Below are 6995 nucleotides of genomic sequence, written 5' to 3'. Positions count from 1 at the left end.
GATAGCTATCGGATGAAAAATAGACAGCATTTGTTTTCGGCAAAAGTGTAAAGGGGAAATTAGCGGAAAGTGTAAAATTCTACTTGACGGTTACAATGTTTAATGAATTAACAGCCAAGATTGGAAAAGATAAATTTGGTTCATATGACAATTATATAAATAATTATATGATTAAAAAAGATCCAATTTCCACTTTTGGAGATGATTTAGGATATGTTAAAGTATATAAAAGTTCTGCAGGTTATAGAAATTACTTTAAATATCATTATTTAAGTCAATTTAAAGAATTTGGTTATTAAATAATAATGGGAAAAATTTTCTCTTTATAACTATTATGTATAGGAAGGTAAAAATAAATATGAAATGTATTAAAAGTGCGCAATTTTTAATATTTTGTTCATTGCTTATTTTTTTAAGTGGTTGTACAGGAGCTTCCAATGAAGAATTAAAAAATTCTATTGAGAGTTATTTGAATGAAAATTATGGGTTAAAAGAAAAAATTCATATCGTTAGTGTAGAAAATAATTGGTTGGAAGGAGTAGATTATCAAGTAGAGGCTAAGCTAAATAAACCATATTCAACTTATTTACATCTAACTCTTGATAGAGATAAAATAAAGGTAATTCCTGATGATAGTGATGATTTCTATTTAGAATTATTCAAAGGTGCATATATTGAACAACATCCTGAAATAATTCAATTATCAAATAAATTAATAAAAAAATATACGTTAATTTCAGATAAACAACTTGATGAAATATATAAAGATAAATTCTTTTTATATTACTTGAATATTAATATTGAGCAAACTCAAGAAGTAAAATTAATTGAAAGCTTTAAAAAAAATAATACCGTTGATACAAATGTTATTCTACCAACTTTGATTAGAAGTAAGCCGAAAATAAATTCTGGCCATATCGGCGTAATCAATTTTATTTATGAATACGATTTGCATGGTAATAAAAATAAAGTTCCTAAGGCAGAAACGCTTGTTGAGGAATTTAGAAAAAGTAAAATGTTAACAAGGGGGATTTACAATATAGCAGTACAAACCGTGAATACTAAAACGGATTCAAGAGATGAAAGTAAAGACAGTAACGTTTTATTTAGTGTAGATGATAATGGGACATTTTCAATACTACCTACACCCAAAGAATTTGAATAAGTAAAAAAGATGACAATGAGTAAAGAAGATTGTGCGACAATGAGTATGAAAGACTGTATGAAGATGATGAAAGATAATGGTATGAGTATGGAAGGCTGCATGAAAATAATGAATAACTAAATCAGAAAACAAGAGCTAGTTTATTGATAACCACCTCTTGTTTGTTTTTGTTAGTTTTACATCGCAAAGTTACGGCAATTGGACAAATCAATAACAAAGTAAGAGGGAGATTCTGCTTTTTCTTCTTTAACTAAGCCTTTAGTTAAAGATATCGATGTATCCAATCCGACAAACAGCCATTCCCTCGCTGCACGTAAATGTATGACACATACACCCTAGGTTGACATAACACCACAATTGGGAAGTATCCAACTAGGTTCATAAAAAAAGACTGCCATGTAAAAGGCAGCCGGTTCTCAACTAAAGCATCTGTTAGTTGAATAAGGGATTATTAATATTAAATAGTCAAATTACCTTCAAATACTGTCACTACTTTTCCTGATAGTAAAACTTTATCATCTATAACTTTAACTTTTAAAATACCCCCTCTATCGGAAGCTTGGTAAGCAGTAAACTCACTCTTTTGTAATTTCCCCTTCCAATATGGACCTAAACAACAATGTGCTGAACCAGTCACATAATCCTCATTAAGACCTTGAGCTGGGGAAAAGAAACGTGAAACAAAGTCATATTCATTTGAACTCGAATGACTTGTAACAATAACTCCACGGGCTGGTAACTGGGCAATCAGGCCTATCCTTGGTTTTAAATCCCTTACAATAGCTTCTGATTTTACTTCCACTAAATAATCTAATTGGTTTTTTCCAACATATGTAGGCTCAACACCTAAAGCCTCAATCAATAAATCAGGAGCTATCGACTTCTCTTCAAGAATCGAAGGAAACTCTAATTGAACCCATTCATCTACAAATCGTGATTTGAGAACACCACTTTTTGTATAAAAACTAATGGTTTTTTCTTTTTCCACGTAACCGTTTTTCCATAAAAAGAAGGAACTTGCCAGTGTTCCGTGTCCACAAATAGGTATTTCTGTAGAAGGAGTAAACCAGCGTAAATGGTATTCATTTTTATTGCGATTAATAAAAGCAGTAACAGGTAAATTAATTTCTTTTGCAACATTCTGCATCCAATTACTAGGTTTTTCCTCACTTAACAAACACACAGCGGCAGGATTTCCTTTAAAAGCTTTTTCTGTAAACGTATTAAAGCTAGATAATTTCATTTTGACTCCTCCGTTTGGTGTAACCTTTTCTTCCTAATAATTCTTACCCGTTAGTTCAATAAGAAAAGAGCTGTCTAAGCAGCACTTGATCTTCAACTTAAGCACCCCGTTAGTTGAACAAAGTAGACTCATATTTCATAAAATTGTCCGTTAGTACAATAAGTTCAACAACAAAAGCATAATCATTCTGGGTTCCTCGCCCATATTAGTTAAACATAATATAACTTTAGATATTTTTTGCCATCAAGACATTTGTATCCTGATAACCTAATTTCTCGTATAAGCCTCTGGCTATTTTATTTTGACCAAAAACGTGAAGTCCTATTTTATTGATTCCTAATTTTTGCCCTACAGCCTCTATTTGCTTCATAGCTTCTTTGGCATACCCAAATCCTTGATGTTCTTCTAATATATTAATATCATATATGAATCCCTCGTTTTGAGATTTTAGTGCAAACCATATAACTCCGATTGCTTTGTCATTTTTTCGAATTGTGTATAAGTAATTATTTTCAGTTTTCTCACCTTTCGGCAAAAGCATTGTATATTCCTCTTTTGCTTTCATAATTGATTCTTCCTCATTCCAATTTCCCGATAAAACTTTTTCTTCCGCATATGATTCAATCGCTGAAGTAATATATTTTTGATAATCATCTGAATTCATTAAATCTAACTTAACCATTATCTTTCTCTCCCCCTTATTTGTTTATAATTCCACAAAAAGCAGTTAATCCCTTCTTAAACTAACCTGCCCCTTTAGTTGGAGAAGCAAAAGAGCTTTACTCCTTCTTGCAGTAAAGCACCCGTTAGTTGAAGAAGAAAGGCTATATATTGCCAGCTTGATACCCACAATGAGCGGAAGGTTTCTGGGTCACTTAAAGTCGCAAACCTCTGCACCATAATCTAACAAACGAAAGAGAGGAGCTAAGTGACCAGGTCACATAGCTCCTCTCTCTTTCTTATAGACAATCCGGCAGTTGGTAAGCATCCTTCGCTCCCCTCCAACTTTCTAGAGTTGCACTTGAGACAGATTATTGAGCCACTTCGGACAAAAAAAGAGCCACCTCTGCCATATATCTGATATATCTGAGCCACTTGAGACAGATTTAAGCACCAGTCGTTCCTCCCAGAGAGCCACTGCGTTATTGAATTATATTGATATTGCAACTAATAATGGATACTCTTTTTTGAATATTTAACATCTACGCTTAATTGATTAAGTAAGTCGAAATAGGATGGACACGTATTGGAAACACAGCCTGGATCATTAATTAAAATACCTGGTATCTTTGCTCCAATCAGTGCTAATGACATGGCAACTCAATGATCATCATAGGAGTCCAAGGTTGCAGCATGTGGAGTTCCGGGATAAATAGTCAATCCGCCTTCGTATTCTTTCACTTCTTATTCCGACTTTTTGTAATTCTGTACAGATGGCGCTTATACGATTTGATTCATGATGTCGGATATGTTCAATGTCTCGAATATCTTATGATGTAACTCTATAATAGCAACTTTACAATCGTAATATTCTATTTAAGACCGTAGATTTACTCTTCCCGTTTACTAACATCATCATCGACATCTGAAAGAGTTTGAATGTAACATATCTTTATGTATTTTCATTTTACTATTGAATCATCACTAACGCATTAATTTCAAGGAGAATGAATGTATCTTTTCATCTATTTTGTTAAATTCGCTAATATAAAAAAACCACCATTAATCAGATGGATTTTTTACTTGTTTATTCAACTACATTTAAAATTTTTTTAACGGCGATGCACTCTGCACGCCTGTTCACATACCCAGGGACTATTTCCTAACCTAACGCAACTGTTGTAACACGTTTGATTTATTCTGCTTACGCCATAAGGTACTGTATGTGTATATGGTGTATACAAAGGGTTTTGTTTAGGATACTTATTACATATCGGTTTACATTCATAATCATAACCTGGATTATCTCCAGATGTGCAATCCGCCATACATTGGTCATAGGTATAAGGGACACGGTAACAATACTGACGATTCATAGATGATCACTCCCTATCTTAATCTTTCTCGACATTATATGTAGCTGTACACTTGCATAATTGGGTTAAAATTCCAACAAAAAAGAGTAAGCAACAAGGCCCACCCTCACAAACCACAGCCACGAGAAATTTAAAACAATGGATTCGTTATTGATTATGTATACGATTTATACAAAGTCGTTAAACATGGTTCAGGTACATACTATGTAAATTTGTTTCCTGAAAACGCGGAATCTAAAAACTATAGGATAGCTGGGGAAGTTGAATATGATAGTGAATTTGATGAATATAGCCTAATGAAGGCAACTTTTCCTAATGGTGGCTAAATCCTTTTGGTACCTGTGCATTTTCGACCGAAAAGTGCCACCCAATGCAAAATGTTGCGGTATTCGACTCGCTTTTGAAAGCAACCGGCTATACCTAATCTTAAAGAATGTGAAACGCTCGAAGTGAAATCATCACTTCGAGCGTTTCTGTGTAGTATTAGTAATCATAATGCAAGTAAATTTTCGTCGCACACCTTCAACCACCCCGTTCAAGCTCGGTAGTTTTTATGAATGGGCACTTTCTGCAAGTACAGCAAACTGCCGAAATGGTAGATCTTGAATCTGCTATCTGGTTTAAAGGCACACATTGAATATAGGTGCCACCCATGCTAAATATGGATACAATTTACGATTAATTGGAGAAACAGAACATTAAAATACGGATAAATTTCAAAATTGTTAACGAAAGGTCACTACTATATTGCCATTGGTGGCACCGCTGAAATTATGCCAATTCAAAAGCTTGATAATTCTTGCAACATCTATCATTTCAAAGCCATTACATACAGCTTGTCGGTGAATATGGTGAATTGTTCTTTAGTCAGCTACCCTATTTTAATGACTTGCCACCGATTTGCTTCATCATAAAAGGCATAGGAGACAACTTTTATTTTTTAGCAAAATGGTATTCGGTAAACCTAGCGATGCAAGTCAGTAATTGTTTATGGGTAAATTATTTGATTAATCTTCGGTGGGTGGTGGAACCTTACGTATGTATGGTTTCTTTTCTCGATGGATGAAGCGATAAGTATCCAAGGTGTAGTGGAGTCTATGCTGTTGTTTCAAAAGAACGTGTTTGGAAACATGAACGGTTATGGACAGCCCATTCGGGAAAGTCACTAAGCACTTTCCTTTATCCACCTCTTCTACATCGAAGTGGTGATTGAACAGCCAAACACACTCTGCATGTCGATAGGACATCGTAGGAAAAGCTCCGAACGCAGTAGGTTCTATGAGAATTGGTGTTTTGTTCGGATAGTTCATAAAAATTCTTGTTGCCTGCATTCGTCCTTCCATTGTCGAAGCATACCGAATACATGCTTTATTAAGTAATTCATGAACAGTCATTTCAGAATGATAAGTCCCGTGGGTTGTAATAATTATTGATTTATACTTCCCGGTAAATACTGATTTTAGAGCTAATACTTCATGGTCGATTAAATTAGAATCACAGTTTTTCAAAATTAATTCTCCCTTACGTCTCCTATAGTTAAATTCTACTAAATTAACCTGAAAATATATAGTAAAAATTCACTGAATAATTAATTATTTACCAGAAATATTCTACTTTAGTGGATAGCACCTTTTCTCCTTTTGGTACCTGTGCATTTTCGGCTGAATAGTCCTACCAATTCGTAGCGTTGAGTTTACCAGGATACATTGTAAAGTAAACAGCTATACCATAGCCCAGTGAACAAAAAAAGATCGAAGTGACGAATCACTTCGATCTTTTCTGATTTTTACATGTGATTTTATGGCTGTTTATCTTCCGTCATGCCCCTCCAACCTTCACGCGTAGTTCCGATTTGGGGTACACAAAGAATGGACACTTTCTGCATATAAAGTTAGCTGCCGAAGATACAATTTCGGCAGCTAACTCACTTCATTTATTGTCACAGCTACTCCAGTTGCTTGAGAAATAAAGGAGTGAGATATTTTATTACTAGATAGCTCTCGGTATGTCATTCACAGGTTCTGAAATTTGTCCTAAGTGGTTCTAAAACATGGCACAACTGATTCACTTCAATGTCTTATTCAACAGATTCCAAGAACAGTCGTGCCACGCTGAAATCCACTTCTATATTTATTTTAAGATGGGTGCCACCCATGCTAATACGAACTTTAATCTTCATTTAACGTTTCTCTCCTTCGTGCCATTTACACAAACAACTCTCTCTTCATTTTAATCTATTCCGTCCATATATGTATGAAATTTCTGTTAATTTTAATGCTATTGATAAAACCGTCTTTGGAAATGAAAAAGAGTCTGAGACCCTTTACATAAAACAAGCGCCCGAAAATACAATTTCGGGCGCTTGTTTTATGTAAAGTTTTGAGTGGCAACCTGACGGTCTGTAAACGTCAACCCAAAAGTTGACCATGTCGCTCACGTAAAAGTTGACCACCCTCTACTTAGATCGATTGAGATTCAAAGGTCTCTTTGAGGCGATAGCTCTCGCCATTCATATCGATAATATTAGCCTTATGTGTTATTCGATCTAACA

The 6995-nt window shown here is 34.5% G+C and carries 7 protein-coding genes; 2 read left to right on the top strand and 5 right to left on the bottom strand.

The genetic code is table 11. From position 1 onward, the window contains the following. Nucleotides 1–95 precede the first annotated feature (95 nt). Together C8K15_RS19485 and C8K15_RS19480 are read left to right on the top strand one after the other, a co-directional pair. Nucleotides 96–299 carry a hypothetical protein gene (locus tag C8K15_RS19485; RefSeq protein WP_146173688.1) on the top strand — a complete coding sequence of 68 codons (204 nt, stop codon included), beginning with the start codon at nt 96–98 and terminating at the stop codon, nt 297–299. A 59-nt stretch (nt 300–358) separates the two neighbouring features. Continuing rightward, complete coding sequence (locus C8K15_RS19480; protein ID WP_108588046.1) at nt 359–1165, top strand: hypothetical protein; 807 nt, start codon at nt 359–361, stop codon at nt 1163–1165. A gap of 457 nt (nt 1166–1622) precedes the next feature. Here C8K15_RS19480 and C8K15_RS19475 read toward each other — a convergent pair whose 3' ends face one another. From C8K15_RS19475 to C8K15_RS21055, 5 genes are all read right to left on the bottom strand, one after another. After that, a complete protein-coding gene (locus C8K15_RS19475; RefSeq protein ID WP_108588045.1) occupies nt 1623–2408 on the bottom strand; it encodes a PhzF family phenazine biosynthesis protein in 786 nt (261 codons plus the stop codon). Nucleotides 2409–2634: 226 nt separating this feature from the next. Beyond that, nucleotides 2635–3090, bottom strand: a complete 456-nt coding sequence (locus C8K15_RS19470) for a GNAT family N-acetyltransferase (protein ID WP_108588044.1) — start codon at nt 3088–3090, stop codon at nt 2635–2637. A 648-nt stretch (nt 3091–3738) separates the two neighbouring features. Next, complete coding sequence (locus tag C8K15_RS21060; RefSeq protein ID WP_233260584.1) at nt 3739–3852, bottom strand: hypothetical protein; 114 nt, start codon at nt 3850–3852, stop codon at nt 3739–3741. A 1599-nt stretch (nt 3853–5451) separates the two neighbouring features. Next, entirely contained in the window at nt 5452–5952 is a 501-nt protein-coding gene (locus C8K15_RS19460; protein ID WP_108588043.1) for a competence protein ComK, read from the bottom strand. Between the two features lie 951 nt (nt 5953–6903). Then, nucleotides 6904–6984, bottom strand: coding sequence for an ATP-binding protein (locus C8K15_RS21055; protein WP_255421032.1), 81 nt, complete (start codon nt 6982–6984; stop codon nt 6904–6906). Between the last annotated feature and the right edge of the window lie 11 nt (nt 6985–6995).

The sequence above is a fragment of the Paenisporosarcina sp. OV554 genome (assembly GCF_003058165.1).
Classification (GTDB): domain Bacteria; phylum Bacillota; class Bacilli; order Bacillales_A; family Planococcaceae; genus Paenisporosarcina.
The sequence above is the reverse complement of the archived record's forward strand: the minus strand, read 5'-3'. Positions and strand labels throughout refer to the sequence as shown.